Here is a 21,088-nt window from a genome sequence, read left to right on the forward strand (position 1 = left end):
CTTGATTAGGGCACGCCCTTGCTGGATTTTTGCTTGAGCAAACGCCGCATAAACCCTCGCCCAATCGGGCGGGGAGGCGTCACAAGTGTTTATTTGCGTACCCAGCCTGAAGCGGTTTTGATGTATTGGCCGGCAGGTGTACGTGCAATAGCTTTTTGCCCTGCACGTTGTGCAACTTGTTGTAAAGTCAACCCATGTTTGTTGGCGATACGTTGGTACTCTTGCTGACGTGCTTGGTTAATTGTACTCGCAAGATCTTGGGTTTGTGCGTTGGCTTTGATGACACCTAAATAGCCATCGAATTGTTCACCGACCCAGCCTTGGGTTTTCGCTTTATCTAACATTTGCGTTGCTTGGCTTAAACTCATAGCGTGTACTTGTGTGCTAAAACCTACGCTGGTAAAGCACAGCAACAGGAAGAAGGGCAACCAAGAGAGAGCGCGAAAAATAGGAAATGACATAAAAGATGCTCCTCTAAAATAATCCCTGTTCATCATTGAATAGTTCGTCGAGTTCTTTATCCACTTTAATGCGGATTTCGTGCTCGATTTTAACATTTAAATTAATGTTGATCGGCTCATTCGGCATAGCCACTTGTACCTTAGGTGTACAAGCACCCAAAAGTAACAAGCTGCTTAAGGCAAACAATTTCAGCATAAGTCTATCCTTGAAGATTTTAAGGCACCTTATTGGCGTTCTTGCTGTTGATAATAGTAGTTTTCAATGCGTTCTTGTAATTCTTGGTTTAAATCTTGGGTGATTTGTAAACTAGTTAATAAGGAAGGTAAGTGCTCTTCTAATTGAATGTTAAAGTGGATCGGGCGGCCTTGTTCAATGTGTGGATTATAGCCTTGCAAACGTAAAGCCAGTAGCAAACGGCCCGAAGGCGAATATTCTAGCCCTGTATATAAGGTTTGATAGTAAAACTCACTCAGAGCGGTTAACGCTAACTCAAGTGCTGGATTGCCTGCAGCTATTTCTTGCCGGTTGGGCACTTGATAGCTTAAATAACCACCGGGGGCACGCGCGTATAAAGCACCAGGCTGCACTTCAAGATGGTCTGGATACAGCACAAAAGGCAATACGCCTGCTAAGACACCTTCCCCTTGAAATCCTGAATGTGGGTGTACTTCTTGTAGTAGCTGAGCAAGTTGTACATCTTCAATATAAAGGACCCAAGGCCAAGCAAGTTGAGACATCTGTGCGAACTGAAACTGAGGATATGTTCTGGCTGAACTGGTCAGACGTCCGCCAAAGATTTCGGCTTGCATGGGCGCAAGCTGGATTTGCCAAGGTGTGGCTGCTTGTTTAGGCCAATCGATTTGTGCGCCAGCGGCAAGGTGTTCAATATCGACCCCTATATCTAGATGCGCTAATTGGATTTTAGGCTGTAAGCGCCAATGCTTGGCACGCGTGTTCCAAGCCAGATCCAGATCAAGCCCTCGCCAACTCCAAGTTTTATATAAGCCTTGCAGGCCTTGTAAATGCGCTTGTCCTTGGATTTGTGCATTTTGCATTTGCGTGATCGGACCAGCAAAATCCACCTGCATCTGTACTTGTCCTTGTTGCAGGCTTAAGCTGTCCGGCCAAAAGCGCAACTGAGGCAAAAGCCCATCTTGCGATATATCTTGATGTTGTATGCTTAAGTGAGCATCGAGATAAGCCTGTTGTGCTTGCCATTTTCCTTGGCTGCTCAAGTGCCATCTAGATGCCAGTGTTTGTTGGCCTGTAGCAAATAAGTGGCCGTTGAAGGTGAAAGGCCAAGCCTGTCGCAAACGAGGGGTTAGCTTGAGTTGCCCTTGCCAATCAAAAGGCGGCAGGTGAGGGGTTGCTTGCACCGCCTGCGCATCAGTTTCCACAATTAAATCAGTATCAAGCTGGTGAGTTGCCGCTCGCCAGAAGGCCTTCCCAGGCTGTAATTGTAAATTAAAGCCAGCGAGGGCCGCTTGGCTGGCAAGGTGGTGTACTTCTTTGAGTGCTAGTTTGCTATGTTGCCAAGTCATCTCTAGGCCTTGTGTGTCCCATTGTGCTTGTCCTTGTGCCCACAGCTCCCCTTGCGCAAATTGCCACTGATCCCACTGCCAAGCTTGCGGGCTGTGCAGATGAAGTTGCCAATCATCTAACTGCAAATACAAAGGCTGTAAGCTTGCTTGGCTGGCCTGTGCTTCTAGGTTCACTATATTCGTTCCTTGCATTTGTGCTTGGATTTGAGCACGCATTTGTGACCAAGACCAAGCCTGCAAATGATGCAGAGGCACACGACTTAAAGCATTGAGAGTACCAGACCAAACCAGTGGTGCTGGTTGATTCACAGGATGACCGAGCCAAGGTAGTGTTTGACTGTGGGCATCAAGTTGCCAGGCACCCACTAAATCTGCGTGTGCTGGCTGATCAGAAGAGAGATGCCAATTGACTTGGAGGTTCGCTTGGGTGCCTTGCCATTGAGGTGCTAGCACGCCTTGGGTATCTTGTAGATGAAGCTGGGTTTTCAGTTGGGGTTGCAAATGGGCTAATTGTGCTATGAGCTGCTGGGCTGGCAAGGTGTTAGGCGCTTGCCAAGCTTGTATATGAGCCGGCCATTGGGCTTGTAAATCAAACTGGAAATCTGCTTGTAAGGCGGTAAGCCTTGCTACCTTTGAGGTGTCGAGTTGATTGGCTATGCAAGTATTTTGTAACCAAGTAGGTAAAGGGATTTGCCCTGTGATATGTAGTGGGATCGCTTCATGCAAGGCCTGAGTTAGCTCTGTAGTGAAGGTAAACTGGCTTCCTGTAGTGATTTCCTGACTTTTGATAGCAAGTTGTGATGCTGTTAGCACCATCTGATGCTGGCTTTGAGTGGCGCACAGGTTTTCGTGTACATGCAGTTGTATATGATAAGCCGAAGATGCTGGGTGTGTACTGGCTTGTGCATTGAGCTGGCCGTGCAACTGGACATCGGATAAATCAAGTTGCCAATGTTGAATCTGTAAGGAGGAAGGTAGCTGGGCTAAATAAGCTAACCAAGTAGGCTGAGGGAAACGCCATGCAGGTAGGTGAAATAATTCAGCGGAATTTTTTTGTGCCGGTGATGCATGAGCTAAAGCAAGATGCTCTATATAGATATGTTGCGGACGCATAGATTGAAACTTTTGCAACTTTAACGCCTGCACTCTTAAATGAAAGTAAGCGTTTTGAATTTCTAATTGGGGCAATATCAAAGTGTGTTGTTGGCTTTGCCACTGGGGCCAATCAAAGGCAACCTGGGTTTGCGTCGCTTGCAAGCTTTGTAGCACATAAATTACTAGCCCACATCCAGCGACCGCTAAGGTGCTGATCATCAGGCTCAAGCCTCGCCAAAACATAGCTTTCTCCTTTAATTGACCCATACTGCATTTTAGAAGCCTGCTGAGACAAGAAAAAGATTCATCATTTTTGCATTTTTTGCTTGGCAAGTCGTCAAAGTGTCATCAAACTGCACTAGGTTTGACTAAAGTACAAAAGATAAGTGAATTTTACTTCCTGGAAAGTAGTGATCAGTTTTTTGCACCAAAATAAAGCTTAAAAAGCCAGTTAATACTCATAAACGCATGATTGAAACCAACTGAAAGCTCATTTTTTGTTGGTCAGTGCGTCGCCTATTGTCAGTCTATACGTTTATAATTACAGTTAATTACTTACAATAAAATTAAAAGAACATTCACTTTCTTTGTTAAACCTGTTTTAATCCAGACCAACTGTTAAATCACCTAAAAAGTGCAGTGTTTGCAAGCCGCACCAAATCGGTGCCATCTATGGCCTTTCCTGTTCGTTAGATAAAAGAGACGAGATTTTCTATATGACTTTATTGAATCAGGTTTCAGTACGTGTACGTCTGTGGATTTTAGGAGGCGTACCTTTACTTGGATTAATTCTCATGGTGATTTTTGCTGGCCATGATATGCGCCTGATTCATAGTAATATCACCACAGTCTACGAAGATAGAGTCTTGCCACTGGGGCAGTTAAAACAGGTCTCAGATCAATATGCGATTAATATCGTCGATAATTTGCAGAAATTCCGTGGGGGCTTGGTGAACGCGCAAGAATTAACAGCCAACTTTGAGACCGCAGTGCGTGTGTCTCGTCAGGCGTGGGCACAATATGTAGGGACCTATCTTACAGCAGAAGAAAAGCAAATTATCCAAGTCTTTGAAGGTTACCGCGCGCGTGCGCGTGAGCAAGGCAATCAGCTTCCAGAAAAGCTCAAGGTGTCGGGTTACCGCGCGCGTGCGCGTGAGCAAGTCGGTGCTTTAATGCAAGATTTACAAGTACTGAAAACCATGCCAAATCAAGAGTTTAACCAGCGTTTATATCAAGCGATGGACCCTATGACTGCTGAGTTGGAAAAGTTGATTCAAGTTCAATTAAAAGAAGCGGCTATCGCACGTGGACAGGCAGACATCAATTTAAATTCCGCATTACAACATTATTATATCTTAGCGGCTGTTTTGGCTGGAATGCTGATTCTGATTGGAAGTTTGACTTATCGTTCCATTTTATATCCCTTGAAAACCCTGCAAATGGGCATTGAAACTATTGAAGAAACGGCAAATTTAACTTTGCGGGTGCAAGTGCAGGGACAAGATGAAATTGCCGCTACCAGCTTTGCTTTCAATAGCATGATGGAGCATTTTCAGAAAGTCATTCGCCGCTTGCATGAGGCAACCCAACAGGTGGCCGCTTCCGCAGAGCAAATGGCAGCCATTAGCCGTCAGGTCAGTCATACCGCACAAGAGCAAGAAACGCAAACGACCCAGGTGGCCACCGCTGTTAGTCAAACCACAGTAGCAATTGAAGAAGTCGCCCGCTATGCCGTACAGGCTGCGGATACAGCACAAGCTGCTGAGCGTGATGCGAATGAAGGCGAACACAAGGTTCAAGATAATATTCGTTCGATGCAGGATCTCTTTAGCGCGGTTGAACAAGCGACCCAAGTCATTGACCACTTGCATACAGAAACAGATCAGATTGCTGTAGTGTTAGAGACCATTCAAGGGATTGCTGAACAAACCAACTTGTTGGCACTGAATGCAGCCATTGAAGCGGCACGTGCGGGCGAATCTGGACGCGGTTTTGCGGTGGTTGCAGATGAGGTACGCCAACTGGCAGCCAGTACGCATAAAGCGACAGGTTCGATTAAGGATATGATTGAAGGTCTGCAAACGGGCGCACAAAAAGCAGTCCATGCTATGGCGAAAAGCCGAGAGTTAGCGCAATCTAGTGCTGAGTATGCGCGTTTATCCGGACAGGCACTTGAATCAATTAATCAAGCTGTGGATGCGATTGTGTCTGTGAATACACAAATTTCTGCCGCTACGGAAGAGCAAACTTCCGCTGCCAATGAGATCAACACGAGTGTCAGTTATCTTAACGATAGCATTCGTGAAATCAGCGAAGGTGCATCGCAAACGGCCACCGCAAGTGAAGAATTGGCACGCCTAGCGCATGGTTTACAACAGCAGGTCGACCGCTTCACCGCCTAGGTCCCATCTGTCAGACCGAAAAAATCTAACCAAGCTTGATGCTGAGCGTAAATACTCGGCATCTCTTTCTCCGTGATCCAAGTAAAGCGTATCGGATAATATGCCGGACATTGGGCCAGCTTGTCTAAATCACGCGGCAAAACTGTGCCTATTTTGGCATAGCCGCCGACATTTTGGCGCTCGCGCAGCAGAATAATAGGTTGCCCATCACTGGGTATTTGGATGGCGCCAAGTGTAATCCCTTCAGAAGCATAATTCGTTGCTGGTGTTGGGATGACCTCACCAGTGAGGCGATACCCCATGCGATTGGATTGCGGACTGACCTGATACGTATGTTGGCTCAATAGGTGTTGTGCGTATGGACTAAAGTCTTGCACTTGATAGCTTGGTAAGATCCGTAAAACTAACGGCTTGGGCAAAGGCCAGCCTTGGTAAGTACGTCCAACCCCTCGGCTTGAATAAGAGGAAGAGGTAATTTGTGGCAAGCCTTTTAAGAGGTCTTGGGCTTGTAAAAAGCGACCTTGGAAACCGCCGCAGGCCTCCCGTAAGACGGTGCTACGACTACCAAAGCACACAGGTACTTGCCAGCCACCAGCCACGGCTAAATAGGAACGCATCCCCTGTCCTTGGTACGTAAAGCTTAATTGATCACCGGCTTGCACTTGAAAGTTCATCTGCATAGGAATGATTTTTTGATTGCGTATCATCTGTAGCGGCGCACCAACACAGGCAAGATAGGCGGTTTGCAATATTTCTAATCTGAGCCCACCACAAGTGATTTCCAAACTTGCCGCTTGCACAGGGTTGCCGAGTAAATGGTTGGCCCATGCATGTGCATTCATATCCAACGCACCGCCTTGGGCTAAACCTAAATGTGCTAAGCCTTGACGCCCTAAATCTTGCACACTGGTCGCGGGACCAGGGGTGATGACACGTGCTAAGGGTTGGGCTGGGGCATCAGGGAGAAATAACATGTTATCTTCCTTAAAGCCGTGAGGGATGGCGCTGATGTTGGCAATATTCGCGTGCGGAAATTGGGTAAAAGCGCACTTCATCTCCTAGTTGCCAAGGGTGTAAATAAGCGGTTTGCGGATCAAATAGGATCCAAGGCGTGATACCAAGAAGATGCCAGCCAGCAGGTGAAGTTAGTGGATAAATGCCGGTATATTCGGCAGCAATTGCGACACTACCCGCAGCGACTTGCGTCCTTGGGGTCGCGCGTCTTGGATGGATTAACTCAGGTGGCAAAGGGCCTAAGTAAGCAAATCCAGGGGCGAAACCTTGCGCTAAGACTTGATAGCTGGTTTGGCTGTGTAAATCAATAATATCTTGGCAGCTGAGTTGGCTGACTTGTGCTAGTGCGGCTAAATCTAACCCATACTCAGCATGGTAACAAACAGGGATCAAATGCTGCTGTGCTGGCGGGCGAGCAGCTTCTAAAGTCGCAAGCGGGCATTGGGTGCTCGCATAGCGCTGGGCATGTTCGGCAAGATAGGTATACCAATATTCGGCCGACTTGGTGAAAGGATGGCGTACCCACAAAGATTGCGGGCCAGGGATGATTTCTAACCAAGGCTGGGATTGTAATGCGCTTTGTAAACACAAAATCCGTAGTGATAAATGAGGCAAGTGTGGATCTAGAGATAAAATCCATGCGTCTAAGCCCGCTCTTTTGATCTGCCAGTGCAATCTTTGCATAGAAAACACCTTGCTAAAGCGCTTGTTGCAAGTATTGACGAATCGCTTGGGCAAATAGGACAGCGTGTGGATGATCTCCGTGGATACATAAGGAATCTGCTTCGAGAGCAGAAGCCATGCCAGCAAAGCGGCGTTTTTGCACCAAGGCTTGTACTTGTGTTAATACTTGTTCCACCTGGGTATGACAGGCATGGGCTTGTGTTCTTGGTGTGAGGGAACCGTCGGCCTGATATTGGCGATCTGCAAACACTTCCCATAGCAAAGGGATCTGGTAGGGCGCGGCTAAGGTACGCGCTTGGGTGTTGTCTGGCTGGCTCAGTACCATGAGGGGCAAAGGCGGGTGTTGACTTTTTTGTGCATAATCTGCCAAAGCTTGGCAAATCGCGGTAAATACTGTGGGTTGGTGCATCATATCCGTATAAAGGGCACCGTGCGGTTTGACGTAGGCAACGCAAGTGCCTGCAGCACGGCAGAAAGCCTCTAATGCACCTAGTTGATATAAGATCAGCGCATAAATTTCATCAGGTGAACATGCTAGAGAGCGGCGACCAAAGCCGACTAAATCAGGATAACCTGGGTGAGCGCCAATTTGTACTTGGTGTGCCACAGCTTGGGTCACGCTGGCTTGCATGGTGATAGGATCGGCAGCATGGAAGCCACACGCAAGATTTGCTTGGTCGATATACGGAAACAAAGCAACATCTTGCGACTGTTGCCAAGCACCAAAACTTTCCCCTAAATCAGCATTGAGTTTCAACGCACATATCCTTCTTGGTTAACAGGCTTGGATTGAGTGGAATTTACCCTCTTGGTCATAAAATAGGCGAAACCAACCACGAATACCTTCACGTCTTAAGACTTTTTGGAGCACCTTGGCCGGGAAACGTACTTTGCGCCCGTCACGGCTGGTAGCCACCACATATTTCACTTGCCCTTGGTAATAGGCTAAAAAAGCCTCTGCTTCTATGGCAAGCCAAACGTCAATCGATTGATAAGCTGCTGTCATATGAATTGAAATCGAAAAATAGAAAGGCCAAGTTTTCCAAGACTTGGCCTTGAGTGCAACTAAAAATCTTAGTACGGATTAAGTTTCAGGTTTTTGCTGAGCAAAGCTGGCAAGACGACGAATGACTAACGTGAGCAAAGGATAATCTGCTTGCTCTTGCTGGCAAGCCTCCTGCATTAATGCCTGCCAAGATTGCCAGTGTTGACCATGCCCTTGGCTCCAAAGTTGTAATCTTTCTTCTAAAGAACGTCCAGTATCTTCCATTTGCAAAACTTGCGCACTGAGTAACCCTTGTTGCGTGTCTAAATCATCACGCAAAGTTTCGCGTAGTAAAGCTTCCCAAGGCGTATGCACAGGTAAACGCGCGACCTGTTGGCGTAGATTGGATAAGCCTAAGAATTCACCCAGTGCAAAATAGGTCATAGCGACTTGTTGCAGTTTGGCCCCCGTTTGTTGCTCGGTGCGAATGATTTCTAAAAAGGCATAGCGAATGGAGCTGGCGGCAACAAGGCTAGCGATGGCTTCAGGTACTTTTTCTGCCAAGAGTTTTTGCGTGCGTTCTTGCCATTGTGCTTGTGCATAGCCTTGCACTAAATCGCCAATTTGCTCGCTGAGTTGTTCAATTTTGGAGGTAAAATGTCCGGTGACTTCCTCCATGCTGGTATGGGCGAGGGCATGTTGACTCAACCAGCGGGTAGCATAACGTAAGGTACGCATGAGTTCGCGCATCATGCTGGCTTGCACTTGAGCGCTGACTTGATTATCAAGAGATTCTATTGCTTGCCATAATCTAGGCAAATCAAAGATATCTCGTGCAACCAAATAGCCGCGTACAATCGCTTCAACACTCATATCACCTGCATGGCGTAAACGATGCACAAAGCTAATGCCCATATGATCAATGAGATCATTGGCAAGGCGCATAGCTAAAATCTCTTTATGCAACGGGTGTTGCTGTAGGGCATCGCCATAACGTTCGACTAACACGAGCGGGAACACTTGGTAAATCTCGCGTTGAATCCAGGGCTCATCGGCTAACTCTGTAGCTTTAATGGCCTCTTTTAAGTCAATTTTGGCATAGGAAATCAGCACGCAGACTTCGGGTAGACTTAGCCCTTGGCCTTGTGCTTGACGTTCGGCAAGGGCTTTATCTGTTGGCAGACCCTCAAGCTCGGGATTGAGCACCCCACGCTGTACCAGATCGCGCATAAAGTTGCGTAAGGCACTTAAATCTTCCGCGCTGGTATGTTGGGCAAGGCCAATCGCTTGGGTTTGACGGTAATTATCTAGCAAGACCAGCATAGCCACTTCATCTGTCATGCTTTCCAGTAGTTCGTTGCGCTGTTTAAGGGTGAGATCACCTTGACGGACCACATCATCCAGCAAGATTTTGATATTCACCTCATGATCAGAACAATTCACGCCGCCAGCGTTATCAATAAAGTCTGTATTCACTAACACGCCTTGCTGTGCCGCTTGGATTCGTGCCGCCTGAGTGAGACCCAAATTACCACCTTCGCCAATCACTTTACAGCGCAGGGCAGAGGCACTAATGCGCAGGGCATCATTGGTTTTATCGCCCACTTGGGCATGGGTTTCTTGGTCTGCTTTGACGTAAGTACCAATACCACCATTCCACAGTAAATCAACTGGTGCACTAAGTAAGGCGCTGATCAGTTCATTAGGTGTGAGCTTGTCTGCTTCAATACCTAAGCAGGCTTTCATTGGTGTGCTGATAGGAATGGATTTGGCCTCTCGGGAGAAAATACCACCACCAGTAGAAATCAGGTTCTTATCATAATCATCCCAAGAGGATTGCGGCTTTTGAAATAAGGCTTGGCGTTGGCTAAAGCTTGTACTCGGATCTGGATCTGGATCAATAAAAATATGTTTGTGATTAAAAGCGCCAATTAAACGAATATGCTCGGATAACAGCATTCCATTACCGAAAACATCGCCGCTCATATCACCAATACCCACGACGGTAAAACTTTGGGTCTGTGTATTGAGGCCCAAAGTACGGAAATGCGCTTGTACGGAAACCCAAGCCCCACGCGCGGTAATCCCCATTTTTTTATGGTCGTAACCGTGCGCGCCTCCGGAAGCAAAGGCATCGCCTAGCCAAAAGTCATAACCGGAAGCAATGCGGTTAGCAATATCAGAAAAAGTCGCCGTGCCCTTATCAGCGGCAACTACTAAGTAAGGGTCATCCTCATCATGGCGAACTAAATCGGGCGGTGGTTGAATCTGTTGCTGAACCAAGTTATCAGTAATATCTAATAAACCTTGAATAAAACAGGTGTAAGCCTGAATCCCTAAAGCTTGTTGGGTTTCTCGGTCGGCGTTTTCTGGAATCTGCTTGCAGACAAACCCCCCTTTCGCACCGGCAGGGACGATAATGGCATTTTTGACTTGTTGAGCTTTGACAAGTCCGAGAATTTCGGTACGGTAATCTTCTAAGCGGTCTGACCAGCGTAAACCCCCACGAGCGACTGCACCACCACGCAAATGCACGCCTTCCATGCTGGCGGAGTACACAAAGATCTCATATCTAGGCCGAGGCAGCGGTAAATCTGCTAATTGGCGTGGATCGAGCTTAAAAGAAATATAGGTTTTGGGTTCGCCTTGCGCTGTGCGTTGAAAAAAATTGGTACGCAAGGTGGCTTGGATCAGTTCCAAATAACGGCGCAAAATTCTGTCTTCGTTGAGGCTAGCGACCTTATCCAATGCTTTTTGAATGCGTTCTAACGTGTGTTTTGTTTCTGCCTCCGATTGATTACCGTTCGGGTCGAATCTTTGCATAAACAAGGCGACTAACCAACGACAGAGTTTTGGATGATTGCCAAGGGTGCTGGCGATATAGTCTTGGGAAAATCCAAAACGGATTTGTTTCATATAACGTGCATACGCACGCAGCATAGCGACCGAGCGCCAATCTAGATGGGCACCTAAGACAAGACGGTTAAAGGTGTCGTTTTCGGCTTCACCCTGCCAAACCCGCGCGAAAGCTTCTTGAAAGGTATCGCGTATGCTATGTAAATCAATCTCTCCTTGCGGATAAGCCAGCTCAAAATCATGAATCCAGTACACATCGCCGGTACGGCATTCTAGCTGATAAGGATGCTCACCAAGGACACGTAGACCCAGATTCTCCAGTACGGGTAAAATATCAGACAGGGGTAACGCGCGATGGCGGTGGAACAGTTTAAAGTAGAAAGCTTGGGTACCGGTTTCGACTTGGCGATAAAAGCTCATTGCTAAAGCTTGTTGTGCTAAAGATTCACAGTGCAAAATATCGCGAACCCCAGTGCGCGCGTTAAAATCTTCCCGATAAGAGGCAGGGAAAGCCTGCCCATATTTGCGCACATGTTGATTGGCCTCCTCCTCACCAAAATGCTCCAGTAGCGCATCATATAAATCATCTTGCCAAGATTGAGCTGCTTGCTGAATACGGTTTTCTATTTGTTGTGCGTCCCACTCTAAAGCGGTTTGATCAGGCAACATACGCAGGATATATTGGGTCCGCGCGAGAATGGATTCAGAAAAATAAGTGTTAAATTCAACAAACTCTGCTTGTAAGGCATCACATAAAATGGCTTGCGTTTTTAAGCGTAGCTCTGTGCTGTACAAATCACGCGGCATAAATACAAGCACAGAATACAGATGACCAAAGTGATCTCTACGGATAAACACACGAATTTGTCGGCGTTCGCGGATATTTAAAATGCCCAGAGCCGTTTGGGTTAGCTCCTGCATACTGGTTTGGAACAGATCATCTCGCGGATAAACTTCTAAAATCTGTAGTAAATGTTTGCCTTTATGCCCTTGAGGCGCCAGTTGTGCTGCCCGTAAAACCGCGTCTACTTTTTGACGTAAAATAGGAATATTGCGTGGGCTTTGTGTGTAAACACTTGCGGTATATAAACCTAATAATCGCCATTCTCCGGTCAGTTGGCCTTGCGTATTAAAAGTTTTTAAACGGATGTAATCAGGATAGGCTGGTCGGTGTACACGTGAATGATGTGGCGCTTTTGCAAAGGATAAAAGTTCGGGAATGAGAACAAACTGACGCTCATCGAGCGCTAGTTCTTGGCGCGATTGCTCGGAATATCTTGGGTCGTCTAGCTTAAGCACCCCCAGTTTAGAACCAATTTGTGGTCGCAAACGTTGGTGGCCGCATTCATCTTCGGCAAAGATATAGGCTTCTAAACCGAGGAAAGTGAAATGCCCATCGCAGAGCCAATCTAAGAAGGTGGCGGCTTCTTGCACAGCTGGTGCATCAATTTGTGGCGGTGGATTGCTGCGAAGGTTTTGTGCGAGGCTTTGTACTTGGGTTTGCATCCCAGTAAAGTCTTGAACGGCTGCCTGAATTTCTTGGAAAACTTGTAGCAAATCGTCGCGGATTTTTTTAAGCGTAGTTTTTTGAGTGTGGCGATCAATTTCTATATAAAGTAGGGAAATACATTGATTATCTAGGGTATTTTCGTTGAGATGCTGGCAAGAGGTAATCTGTAATTCATTGTTTTGCTTTTGCAATGCAAGAACGGCACTATGAATATGATGAACAGTAAAAGCGGCACGATTAAGCGCCATACGTACAGAATCGACTAAAAAAGGCATGTCTGGGTGAGCAATCTCAATCACAGTATGATTGGAATGCCAGCCTTGTTCTTCAATATCTGGATTATAAATGCGCACCTTAGCATGAGGTGCTTGGTAGGCTTGTAATAGATGCCAGCTGGATAAGGTAGCGCCATAAATTTCATCTGGCTTGCGCTGCCAAAGGTCATCACTGGCACCTTGATAATACACATCGGCAAAACGCATCAAGCGTGCTGCTTCTTGTTCTGGTAAACGTTGCTTTAGTTGCTGGGTTAAGGTTTCTAGAGCATCAGCTTGTGAAATAGGCATAAGTGGTTTCTCCTACGAGTGGACACTTATGCCAGTATAGACGTTTTTTATTAATGCACCCCGTCTAATCAACTGTGCGCTGAAAATAGGCTAAATATCTGATTTTAATGTAATCTGCTGGATTTGGGTTTGGGCTTGTTGTAAAGAAATTTCACGATGCTCCGGCATATTAAGACCTTCAGCATACAAGGTGTGAACTTGGGTGAGGCCAAGTAAGCGTAAGAAAGCATGCACATAAGGTACTTGGTAATCCAACCCAATATCTTTATACAAACCGCCGCGTGTGGCGACTAAGTACACAGGTTTATCTTCTAGCAATCCCTTAGGGCCTTCTGGCGTATAAGCAAATGTTATCCCCGCACGTGCGAGTTGATCAAAATAAGCCTTTAGTTGTGAGGGAATATTGAAGTTATACATAGGTAAATCAATCACTAATAAATCTGCCTGTCGCACCTCCTCAATGAAGGCATCAGAAATGGCAACTAGCTGTGCCTGTTCTGGTGTTCGTTCTTCTGCAGGTGTATGGAAGGCTTGTACATGACGGGCTTCTAGGTGTGCGATGGGGTCTTGTGCTAAATCCTTGCTGTGTAGGGTCACAGGTGTTTGTGCTTGCTCGCTGAGGTGCTGGATCAGCTTGTGTGCTAGTGCACGTGATTGACTGTTTTCTGCAAGAATACTGGATTGGATATGTAAAATTTGCATAAGAAACCTGCCTTAAGTGTGTTGAATAAAAAACTGTTAGCCAGTGTGCTATTAATTAAGCCAATATAAAAACGCAATTTTTATTAGAGTTTCATCGAAAAATTCGATATGTTGAGCGTTTTATTTCTATGGCTTGTGCTCACTGATGAAAATCTCTCTAGAACAATGGCAAACTTTAGTCGCTGTTGTTGATGCAGGTGGTTATGCAGCGGCAGCAGAACACTTGCATAAAAGCCAATCTTCGATTAGCTACGGAATCCAACGCATTGAACACCAGCTAGGCGTGCCTGTCTTTCGTTTAGTTGGGCGTAAAGCAGAGCTGACAGATCAAGGCCGAAGCTTATATCGACATGCACGCCGTTTATTAGCTTCAGCACATCAACTCGAAGCCATGGGGCAGTATTATGCGCGTGGTGATGGTGGGGAAATTCGTATTGCTTTAGATATGCTTTGCCCCATAAAGCCGCTTTGGTGTAGTTTAAATGCCTTTGCACAAGACTACCCGATGACGAAAGTCACTTGGTTAGAAGCTTCTTTGAGTGGTTCAGAGGAATTATTACTACAGCGTCAGGCGGATTTGGTCATTTGCCCACAAGTTCCCGTTGGTTTTTTGGGCGAGCCCTTATTAACTGTAGAGATGCTAGCGGTTGCCCATCCTCAACATCCTTTGCATCAGTTAGGGAGCCGCTTGACTTTAGAAGATTTGCGCCAATATAGGCAGTTGGTGATTAAAGATTCAGGGCGACAAAATCGAGATGCCGGTTGGCTAGATGCAGAACAACGCTGGACGTTTAGCCATATTCAAACCTCTATTGCGGCCGCCTGTGAGGGGCTTGGTTTTGCTTGGTACCCTTTAGCTCGTATTAAAAATGAACTGGCTCAAGGTCGCTTGCAACCCTTGCCGCTGGCACAGGGCGCACGCCGTTTTGTGCACTTGTCTTTAGTCGTAAGTGCTGGCGAGTTTGCGCCTCATAATGTACGTCGCCTTGCGCATTTAATGCGGGTACATTGTCAATCTCAGCCGCTTAGTGATGACGCCAACTAGAGAAGTCTATGTCTTTAAATTCAGCCTTTACACAATTACAGCAGCAGCTAGAAACACGCATTATTGGCCAACATCGATTAATTAATCGCTTGCTGATCGCTTTATTGGCTGATGGTCACTTATTAGTAGAAGGCGCGCCGGGATTGGCGAAAACGCGCGCCATTAAAAGCTTGGCCGCGTGTCTAGAAGGGAGTTTTCAGCGAATCCAGTTTACTCCAGACTTGTTACCAGCAGACATTACAGGGACAGATATTTATCATCCACAAACAGGCGATTTTAGCTTCCAAGAAGGTCCTATTTTTCATCATTTTATTCTAGCTGATGAGATCAACCGCGCGCCTGCAAAAGTGCAATCTGCTTTATTGGAAGCCATGGCCGAACGTCAAGTGAGTTCTGGACACAGAACTTGGCCATTAGCACACCCTTTTTTAGTAATGGCAACTCAAAATCCGTTGGAGCATGAGGGGACTTTTCCGCTACCTGAGGCCCAGTTAGATCGTTTTTTGTTACATGTCAGTCTGACTTATCCTAACTTGCAAGAAGAAGCGCGCATTTTAGAACTGGCACGTGCTGAGTGGCAAAATACAATGCCAGACGCAGCGCCATCAGGCCTTGCAAGCAGTACACAGGATACAGTCAAGCTCAGTCGTGAGGTGTTACAAGCCGCTCAAGCGCACGTTTTACAAGTCTATATGGCACCCGAGCTGACTCAATATATGCTGCATCTGATTATGGCCACTCGCCAACCCCAGCACTATGATCCGCAAATGCAAACTTGGTTGACTTATGGAGCTAGTCCGAGGGCGACTTTGGCTTTGGACCGTTGTGCGCGTGCTCATGCTTGGTTAGCAGGACGAGATCATGTTGAAGTCACAGATATTCAAGCTTTAGCACCAGATGTGTTAAGGCATAGGCTTATTTTAAGCTATTTAGCACAAGCCGAAGGCATCAATAAGGATGCTTGTATTCAACGTCTATTGGAAATTGTCCCTTGTACCTAGATGCTGAGGCCTATCAATTACCACATCTGCTTGCCTTACAAGCTTACGCACGTGGGTTAAGTTTGCACCATTTGCCCTATCAGCAGCCAACTTATGGGCAGCATGCAGGAGGTTTGCTGGGACGAGGTATGGAGCTGCAAGATATTCGTGCTTATCAACATGGTGATGATAGTCGTTTAGTTGATTGGAAAGTGAGTGCGCGTACCGGACATTTGCATACTAGAGTATTAGCACCTGAGCGTGAACTCAGTGTGCGCCTGTGGGTTGATTTGTCTCCCAGTCATTTATTTGCACAGGCAGGCAATAAAGTCGGCATGAATGTGCTGACAGCTGCCTTGCTTGCTTGGACGATACGCCAGCAACAAGACAAGTTACATGTCTATCTGCATCAACCACAAGAGCTACAAGTTCTATTACATCAAGCCAGTCAAGTGCATTTTATTCACCAGCTTGAGGCTTTAAGCCAAGCAGCGCATCAATTAACTCAAGTTGAAGCGGTAGATACACAAGCTTGGTTAAGGCATCTCAAATATTTTGCGCAGCAAAGCCGTCAGGGGGATGTACTGGTGATTATTAGTGACTTTCATGCCTGTCAGCAAGAAGAAAGCTGGACGTGGTTACGACTTTTAAGTCAATCTGCTTGGGTTGTGCTAGTACATGTACGTGATCCCCTAGATGCGCATGCGCCTCAGGTCGAGCAAGTGACCCAAGGCAAGAGCTACTATAAAATGACAGCGTCTTTACAGCATCAATGGCGACACTATTTTCATCAACAAGGTGAACGACTGAAGGCATTAACACAGCATCCACATTGCCACTATCTGGCCTTGGATACAGATGCAGATCCTTGGTGGCAACCCTTGTATGCTTGGTTGGGGCCTTCAAGGATCAATTAATGGATCAGCAAGCTTTGCAAGCAGCACTGTATGATATTGAGTGGTATGCCAATTGGTGGCCGCCTATAGGAGCCTGTGTGCTCGCACTGACTTTGTTATTGTTCACCTGGGGACTTTTATATTGGCGTGCCAAACGCTGGCGGCGCTTGGCATTGGCACAATGGCGGCACTTGGCAAGTGGTGATTTGCGACACCCAAATGCGGATACTGTGGCGCAGTTAAATGCTTTGTTAAAGCAAGTTGCTTGTACCTGTTATCCGCAAGAGTTACAGGTGCGTGCTTTAAGTGGTGACGCTTGGATTGCTTGGTTAGATGCACACGTCAAAATACCCTTATTTGCTGATACGTTGGCAGGTCGTTTGTTACGAAATCAGTATCACGCGCAGGCTAATGTTGAACCACAGGAACTCAAAGCTTTATTACGTGCAACGCGTTTATGGATTAAACAACAAACATGAGTATCAGCTGGCTTACCCCTTGGGTGTACCTTTTATTGCCCTTACCTTGGTTATTGGCTTGGTGGTTGCCGCAAATTCGTGTATCGACTTGGGCACTGCGAGTGCCTTTTTTGGCACAGTTACAACGCCGGCAAGATGCGAACTCTAGATTATGGCAAGCTTGGTGGCGGCATTTGCTTGCAGCTTTTGTTTGGATCGCTTGCGTGAGTGCTGCTGCCGGGCCTGTGTATTTGTCCAAGCCTGTAGAATTACCTTATTTAGGTCGTCAATTAATGTTGGTTGTTGATCTGTCCGGTAGTATGGAAATTCAAGATGCAGATTTTCGCGGGCAAAAACTCACTCGGTTGCAAGCGGTGAAATCTGTCGTCGGGGAATTTGTACAAGCACGTGGACGTGATCAAGTGGGTTTAGTGGTATTTGGCGACCAACCCTATTTATATGTACCTCTTACTTTGGATCACACCTTATTAGTTCATCAATTAAATCAACTGCAAGCACGTATGGCTGGGAATGCGACGGCTATTGGTGATGCACTGGGACTGGCTGTGAAAAAATTATTGCCTTATCGCCAAGAGCGTACCTTGATTTTGCTGACTGACGGACAAAATAATGCGGGTACTTTAAGTCCAGAAGAGGCCTTGCAGCTGGCTGCGAGTGAAGGTATTCGTGTGTATGCTATTGCTTTTGGTGACCAAAGCATTGCACAAGAGCAGCAAGGATGGCAAAGCTTGATTACCGCGCAAGGTGGGCGCTTGTTTCAAGCCAGCAATTTAGCAGAGTTGCAAAGTGTTTACCAAGTGATTCAGCAACTAGAGCCAGCTTCACAAGCACGTTGGTGGCAAGCACAAACGAGCCTAAGTGTTTGGTGTTTGCTCGCGGCAATCGCCGCTTGGCTTTTAGGTGCTCTGTTGCATGGATGGCAAAGCAGACACGAAGCCAGCTTAAAGCAGTAAAGGCGCACATATGGCAGAGAACTTTCAGTTGATAACATTAGGTACAACGCAAAACTGGCAGCATGTTGATCAGCTGATACAAACATACTTGTTGCAGCCTTGGCCTTTAATGCAAGATTGGGTTATTTTGCGTCCTTGGGGAGCGGTCATCTTCCTGCTGCTTCTTGGTGTTTTGTGGATTTTAAACAGACAACAACAAATTCGGGTGCCAGATTGGCATTGGTTGCCAGAAGCAAGGCGTGCGCCTATGGTGCAAAAAAGTGAAGATAGCACAGAAACACGGACGTGGTTCTCTCGCATACTCACATGGGTGGGAATTTTCAGTGTGTTGCTTGCACTGATAGCACCTGCTAAAGAACAAGAAATGCCCGTAGCGCAACAAGCCGATGCCCTCGTATTGGTAATGGATTTATCTTTATCCATGCTTGCGCAAGATCAAGCACCGAATCGTTTAGAGCGCGCCAAAATCAAGTTATTAGATAGCTTGCGCCAGCGAACTTCTGGATTGAGTGCTTTGGTTGTCTTTGCACAAAGTGCCCATATTCTAACCCCCTTAACGACAGATCAGGCAAGTTTAGCCGCCCTGATTCCTATGCTTCACCCGCAAGGTATGCCGGTACCGGGTTCAAATCCTGATGCTGGGTTGGCAAAAGCGGGTGAACTCTTAGCTTCTTTGCCTGCCAGTTATCAAAAAAGAGTCGTTTTGATTAGCGATAGGTTACCGCATCAGTGTCCTACCTATCCGTTAGATGTCTTTGCTCTATTGATGTTAGGCACAGAAAATGGAGGAACCTTGGCGCAGTGGCCTGTGCAGTATCCTGAACCTGAAAATAAGGATCTGGCCTTGGATATTGCTCAAGTGCAGGCATTTGCTGAGCAATGCGGCGCGCGTTGGAGTGTATTGACGCATGATCAAAGTGATTTACAGCAATTGCAAATATATCAAACCTCTCTCAGTGTAGCGAGTGAAACGAAAATGCAAGCACGCTATTACCAAGATTACACCGCGTGGGCAGTATGGCCTTTGCTTTTAAGTCTGGCTTATCGGTGGCGATATCAAAGCCTGCTTTGGGGCTGCTTGTTATTGACATATTTGCCGCAAGCGATTTACGCACAAACATCCATACAAACGCATGCAGAGACAAACCGAGTCACAGAAATTCAACAAGAAGTTGCGCAACACCCTGCCCCTTTTTTATATGCACTGGCACAAAAGCAAATGCATCAAGCGGCAGAATATGCAAATCATCATCCTTTCTACTTGGGAATTTTAGCGTATCGACAACAAAGATATGCGCAGGCAGCACAAGCCTTTGCACAAGCTGAAAAGATATGGCCGTTAACGCATCCCCAAGGGCTGGCAGCACGTTTTAATCATGCCAATGCACTTTTGCTAGCAGGGCAAGCCCAGACGGCGGCAAGCTTATATGCACAAATTTTGCAGACATACCCGCAACACATAGGAAGCCGTCACAATTATCAAATTGCACAAACGCAGATACAAAGGCTAACGCATCAGAGCCGCACCAGTAAGAGTCAAACGCAAACGCCACCAGTTTGGGGAAGGCAACAAGAGGCGCAAAAGGAGACACAAGCAAGACATGCAAATATGCAACAAGGGCTAGGGCGCCTCAATTTAATTACTGACGATCCTTGGGCGCTTCTAAGACGCAAACTACAAGCTGAATATAAGCAGGGATCTCATCAGCAAGCAGCCACAGAAATTGAGGTTGCATGGTGAGGCCTTACCAAAAACCTTATTTACTTTTTTTGATGATTTTAGTGTCAGTGGGATTTAGGTGCCAACTGATTTGGGCAGCTGATCGGGTTTATGGACCGCAAGATCAAATCCCTGTCTTGATGTTGGAAACTGACATCAATCAGCAAGATATCTATCCTTTGCAACCAGCGTATTATCACTTTCGCGTGCTCTACAGTGTGCGCATTAGTGAACCTAAGTTGGATAGGTTGCAAGTGCTTCATGCAGATGTTTTATCTTTAGGGGAAGGGCAAGAATTTTTTTTGGAACGCCAAGGACAACGCTACCGAGTTGCACAGTGGGCATTTGCTGTCGTGCCACAAATTGATGCGCCGGACAATACTGCTATTCCTGAACGTATGTTTTCTGGACGTTACTTCTTAAATCAAGGATTTAGTGGTGATGAGTTTGTTTTAGTTTCATCGGCTTATCCGCTAAAACTGAAAGCGATTCCTGAAAGCTTCCCTAAGGGGTATCCATGGTTGCCAGCGACCTCCTTAACTATTCGCGGATTCTGGCCACAGTCTTTGCAAGAATGGCGCGTAGGAGAACCAAGGCAATGGGAGATCAGTTTGGATGCAACCGGTCAGCTCGCAGAAAACCTACCTTTTATTAATGGTGACTTAGAAGGTTTTCGTGTCTATCGTCAGCCTTCGCGTTTTGAGAATTATCCGCTTGCACAGAGCATGCAAAGTATCCGCAAGGAACTGCTGACTTTGGTACCAGAACACTCTGGAGTGTTCTGGTTACCACAAATTCGTATTCCTTGGTGGGATTTACAAACTCACACTCTGCGCTGGAGTGAGCTTGCGGCACAACAAGTAAAAATTTTGCCTGCACTGGATCAGGAAACCGGCTCATCCACGACGGAAGCTGTTAATAACCCTCTACCTTCGTTGGCAACTGAGCAAGCAAGTCAAGTGTGGGTGCAGCAAACGCGCAAAACTTATTTGTTGTATCTTTTCTGGTACATGATTGCCCCTTTACCTAGCGTGCTATTATGGTGGTATCGCGGAAAAATTTTTACAAAACGTCCATGGCATCCTTTATACCCACGTCTTGACCAACAAAAAAACCACTAAACCCCTTGCATTCTGTTTTGATCTGCGTATAATTCGCCTCCGCTGCTTAGGACGAGACCATTAGGTGCGTCTAGGTA

Annotated in this window: 17 protein-coding genes; 8 read left to right on the top strand and 9 right to left on the bottom strand. The window is 46.5% G+C overall.

The genetic code is table 11. From position 1 onward, the window contains the following. Positions 1-89: 89 nt before the first annotated feature. From BMX05_RS08765 to BMX05_RS08775, 3 genes are read right to left on the bottom strand one after another with little or no spacing between them, the layout of a single operon-like run. Entirely contained in the window at positions 90-461 is a 372-nt protein-coding gene (locus BMX05_RS08765) for a YdbL family probable chaperone protein (RefSeq protein ID WP_245710620.1), read from the bottom strand. Positions 462-474: 13 nt separating this feature from the next. Further along, positions 475-657, bottom strand: coding sequence for a YnbE family lipoprotein (locus tag BMX05_RS08770; protein ID WP_177166853.1), 183 nt, complete (start codon positions 655-657; stop codon positions 475-477). A gap of 29 nt (positions 658-686) precedes the next feature. Next, positions 687-3,341, bottom strand: a complete 2,655-nt coding sequence (locus tag BMX05_RS08775) for an intermembrane phospholipid transport protein YdbH family protein (protein ID WP_177166854.1) — start codon at positions 3,339-3,341, stop codon at positions 687-689. A gap of 473 nt (positions 3,342-3,814) precedes the next feature. Between BMX05_RS08775 and BMX05_RS08780 the strand changes: the two genes are divergently transcribed. After that, entirely contained in the window at positions 3,815-5,500 is a 1,686-nt protein-coding gene (locus BMX05_RS08780; protein ID WP_093310350.1) for a methyl-accepting chemotaxis protein, read from the top strand. Here BMX05_RS08780 and BMX05_RS08785 read toward each other — a convergent pair. The 6 genes from BMX05_RS08785 to BMX05_RS08810 form a co-directional block, all read right to left on the bottom strand. After that, positions 5,497-6,474, bottom strand: coding sequence for a 5-oxoprolinase subunit C family protein (locus tag BMX05_RS08785; RefSeq protein ID WP_177166855.1), 978 nt, complete (start codon positions 6,472-6,474; stop codon positions 5,497-5,499). The two genes, BMX05_RS08780 and BMX05_RS08785, sit on opposite strands and share 4 nt — an antisense overlap. 10 nt (positions 6,475-6,484) lie before the next feature. After that, positions 6,485-7,198: a 5-oxoprolinase subunit B family protein gene (locus BMX05_RS08790; RefSeq protein ID WP_093310360.1), complete on the bottom strand. Its 714-nt coding sequence runs from the start codon at positions 7,196-7,198 to the stop codon at positions 6,485-6,487. A 13-nt stretch (positions 7,199-7,211) separates the two neighbouring features. Next, a complete protein-coding gene (locus BMX05_RS08795) occupies positions 7,212-7,955 on the bottom strand; it encodes a 5-oxoprolinase subunit PxpA (protein ID WP_218139018.1) in 744 nt (247 codons plus the stop codon). 18 nt (positions 7,956-7,973) lie between these two features. Next, a complete protein-coding gene (locus tag BMX05_RS08800; RefSeq protein ID WP_093310366.1) occupies positions 7,974-8,204 on the bottom strand; it encodes a DUF2835 family protein in 231 nt (76 codons plus the stop codon). A 78-nt stretch (positions 8,205-8,282) separates the two neighbouring features. Then, the gene (locus tag BMX05_RS08805; protein WP_093310369.1) at positions 8,283-13,115 is read right to left on the bottom strand and encodes an NAD-glutamate dehydrogenase; all 4,833 of its coding nucleotides are present in this window, start codon (positions 13,113-13,115) and stop codon (positions 8,283-8,285) included. 90 nt (positions 13,116-13,205) lie between these two features. Next, complete coding sequence (locus BMX05_RS08810) at positions 13,206-13,817, bottom strand: FMN-dependent NADH-azoreductase (protein WP_093310372.1); 612 nt, start codon at positions 13,815-13,817, stop codon at positions 13,206-13,208. 145 nt (positions 13,818-13,962) lie between these two features. Here BMX05_RS08810 and BMX05_RS08815 point away from each other — a divergent pair, with 145 nt between their 5' ends. The 7 genes from BMX05_RS08815 to BMX05_RS08845 are packed head-to-tail and all read left to right on the top strand — an operon-like array spanning position 13,963 to position 21,011. Beyond that, positions 13,963-14,862, top strand: coding sequence for a LysR family transcriptional regulator (locus BMX05_RS08815; RefSeq protein ID WP_093310375.1), 900 nt, complete (start codon positions 13,963-13,965; stop codon positions 14,860-14,862). Positions 14,863-14,870: 8 nt separating this feature from the next. Beyond that, complete coding sequence (locus tag BMX05_RS08820) at positions 14,871-15,863, top strand: AAA family ATPase (protein ID WP_093310377.1); 993 nt, start codon at positions 14,871-14,873, stop codon at positions 15,861-15,863. Continuing rightward, a complete protein-coding gene (locus tag BMX05_RS08825) occupies positions 15,854-16,759 on the top strand; it encodes a DUF58 domain-containing protein (RefSeq protein WP_093310380.1) in 906 nt (301 codons plus the stop codon). The genes BMX05_RS08820 and BMX05_RS08825 overlap by 10 nt, the downstream gene beginning before the upstream one ends. Next, the gene (locus BMX05_RS08830; protein WP_093310383.1) at positions 16,759-17,217 is read left to right on the top strand and encodes a DUF4381 domain-containing protein; all 459 of its coding nucleotides are present in this window, start codon (positions 16,759-16,761) and stop codon (positions 17,215-17,217) included. Before BMX05_RS08825 ends, BMX05_RS08830 begins: the two co-directional genes overlap by 1 nt. After that, positions 17,214-18,170, top strand: a complete 957-nt coding sequence (locus BMX05_RS08835) for a VWA domain-containing protein (RefSeq protein WP_093310386.1) — start codon at positions 17,214-17,216, stop codon at positions 18,168-18,170. Before BMX05_RS08830 ends, BMX05_RS08835 begins: the two co-directional genes overlap by 4 nt. A gap of 10 nt (positions 18,171-18,180) precedes the next feature. Beyond that, positions 18,181-19,911, top strand: coding sequence for a vWA domain-containing protein (locus tag BMX05_RS08840; protein ID WP_093310389.1), 1,731 nt, complete (start codon positions 18,181-18,183; stop codon positions 19,909-19,911). Positions 19,912-19,958: 47 nt separating this feature from the next. Beyond that, the gene (locus BMX05_RS08845; protein WP_177166856.1) at positions 19,959-21,011 is read left to right on the top strand and encodes a BatD family protein; all 1,053 of its coding nucleotides are present in this window, start codon (positions 19,959-19,961) and stop codon (positions 21,009-21,011) included. Positions 21,012-21,088: the final 77 nt, after the last annotated feature.

It is taken from the genome of Allopseudospirillum japonicum, assembly GCF_900108915.1.
Taxonomy (GTDB): Bacteria; Pseudomonadota; Gammaproteobacteria; order Pseudomonadales; family Halomonadaceae; genus Pseudospirillum; species Pseudospirillum japonicum.

What these genes read in the sequence shown, in the direction of transcription:
- BMX05_RS08805 (WP_093310369.1), bottom strand. Translation starts at nt 13,115, where the DNA reads ATGCCTATTTCACAAGCTGATGCTCTAGAAACCTTAACCCAGCAACTA.
- BMX05_RS08790 (WP_093310360.1), bottom strand. Translation starts at nt 7,198, where the DNA reads ATGCAAAGATTGCACTGGCAGATCAAAAGAGCGGGCTTAGACGCATGG.
- BMX05_RS08775 (WP_177166854.1), bottom strand. Translation starts at nt 3,341, where the DNA reads ATGTTTTGGCGAGGCTTGAGCCTGATGATCAGCACCTTAGCGGTCGCT.
- BMX05_RS08840 (WP_093310389.1), top strand. Translation starts at nt 18,181, where the DNA reads ATGGCAGAGAACTTTCAGTTGATAACATTAGGTACAACGCAAAACTGG.
- BMX05_RS08800 (WP_093310366.1), bottom strand. Translation starts at nt 8,204, where the DNA reads ATGACAGCAGCTTATCAATCGATTGACGTTTGGCTTGCCATAGAAGCA.
- BMX05_RS08765 (WP_245710620.1), bottom strand. Translation starts at nt 461, where the DNA reads ATGTCATTTCCTATTTTTCGCGCTCTCTCTTGGTTGCCCTTCTTCCTG.
- BMX05_RS08780 (WP_093310350.1), top strand. Translation starts at nt 3,815, where the DNA reads ATGACTTTATTGAATCAGGTTTCAGTACGTGTACGTCTGTGGATTTTA.
- BMX05_RS08770 (WP_177166853.1), bottom strand. Translation starts at nt 657, where the DNA reads ATGCTGAAATTGTTTGCCTTAAGCAGCTTGTTACTTTTGGGTGCTTGT.
- BMX05_RS08820 (WP_093310377.1), top strand. Translation starts at nt 14,871, where the DNA reads ATGTCTTTAAATTCAGCCTTTACACAATTACAGCAGCAGCTAGAAACA.
- BMX05_RS08815 (WP_093310375.1), top strand. Translation starts at nt 13,963, where the DNA reads ATGAAAATCTCTCTAGAACAATGGCAAACTTTAGTCGCTGTTGTTGAT.
- BMX05_RS08810 (WP_093310372.1), bottom strand. Translation starts at nt 13,817, where the DNA reads ATGCAAATTTTACATATCCAATCCAGTATTCTTGCAGAAAACAGTCAA.
- BMX05_RS08830 (WP_093310383.1), top strand. Translation starts at nt 16,759, where the DNA reads ATGGATCAGCAAGCTTTGCAAGCAGCACTGTATGATATTGAGTGGTAT.
- BMX05_RS08835 (WP_093310386.1), top strand. Translation starts at nt 17,214, where the DNA reads ATGAGTATCAGCTGGCTTACCCCTTGGGTGTACCTTTTATTGCCCTTA.
- BMX05_RS08785 (WP_177166855.1), bottom strand. Translation starts at nt 6,474, where the DNA reads ATGTTATTTCTCCCTGATGCCCCAGCCCAACCCTTAGCACGTGTCATC.